Raw genomic sequence first — 1,281 nt, 5'->3', positions numbered from 1 at the left:
TGGCTGGTGGTCAGCGCGCCGATCTGCGCCGTCGTCAGCGCCCGGGCGTCCGCCGTGCTGAGCGAGGCCAGCTGGTCGGTCGACAGCTGCTGCACGTCCGTCGTCGATAGGCTGGCAACCTGCGCCGTCGTCAGCGAGGAGACCACGTCCGTGCTCAGGTTCGAGACCTGGGCCGTCGTCAGCTGGCCGATCTGGGCGGTCGTCAGCTCCTGCACGTCGGACGAGGTCAGCGTGTTCAGCTGGGCCGTCGTCAGCGACTGAACCTGGGCGCTGGTCAGCTTCGACACCTGGGCGCTGGTCAGCGCGTTCAGGTTATCGCTGCTCAGGTTGGACACCTGCGCCGTCGTCAGCTGGCTGATCTGCGCCGTCGTGAACTCACGGACGTCGGCGGTCGTCAGGCTGTTCAGCTGCGTGGTCGTCAGCGACTGGACCTGGGCACTGGACAGCGCGGCCACCTGAGTGGAATTCAGGGCGCTCAAGTTGTCAGTGCTGAGGCCGGAAATCTGGGCCGTCGTCAGCGCCTGGACCTGCGCGGTAGTCAGCTTTTGCACCGTCGCCGTGGCGAGCGCACCCAGCTGGTCGGTGGACAGGGCCTTCACTTGGCTGGTCGACAGGCTGGTCACCTGCGCCGTCGTCAGGGCCGCGGCCTGGTCGGTCGTCAGCGACTGGACCTGGGCGGTCGTCAGGCCCGCCACTTGGCTGGAGCTCAGGGCCTGCAGGTTCGTGGTGCCCAGCGCCGACAGCTGCGCCGTCGTCAGCTGCCCGATCTGGGCGCTGCTGAGTTCACCCACGTCAGCCGTGGTCAGATTGTTCAGCTGATCCGTGGTCAGTGCCTGGATCTGGCTGCTGGACAGCTTCGCCACCTGGGCGCTGCTGAGCGCGTTCAGGTTGGTGCTGCTGAGGCCGGACACTTGGCTGGTGGTCAGCGCGCCGACCTGCGCCGTCGTCAGCGCCCGGGCGTCCGCCGTGCTGAGCGAGGCCAGCTGGTCGGTCGACAGTTGCTGCACGTCCGTCGTCGTCAGGCTGGCAACCTGCGCCGTCGTCAGCGAGGAGACCACGTCCGTGCTCAGGTTCGACACCTGGGCCGTCGTCAGCTGACCGATCTGGGCCGTCGTCAGTTCCTGCACGTCCGCCGAGGTCAGGCTGTTCAGCTGGCTGCTGGTCAGCGACTGGACCTGGGCGCTGCTCAGCTTCGACACCTGGGCGCTGGTCAGGGCGTTCAGGTTGTCGCTGCTGAGGTTGGACACCTGCGCCGTCGTCAGCTGGCTGACCTGCGCCGTC

At 67.8% G+C, this 1,281-nt stretch carries 1 pseudogene; it reads right to left on the bottom strand.

The window, feature by feature from the left end:
* Positions 1 to 1,281 (bottom strand): annotated as a pseudogene (locus FBZ88_RS30480) (beta strand repeat-containing protein); the annotation flags it as partial.

This window comes from Nitrospirillum bahiense (genome assembly GCF_007828025.1).
Taxonomy (GTDB): domain Bacteria; phylum Pseudomonadota; class Alphaproteobacteria; order Azospirillales; family Azospirillaceae; genus Nitrospirillum; species Nitrospirillum amazonense.
Note: the sequence above shows the minus strand (reverse complement) of the source record. Positions and strands in the feature narration are given on the sequence as shown.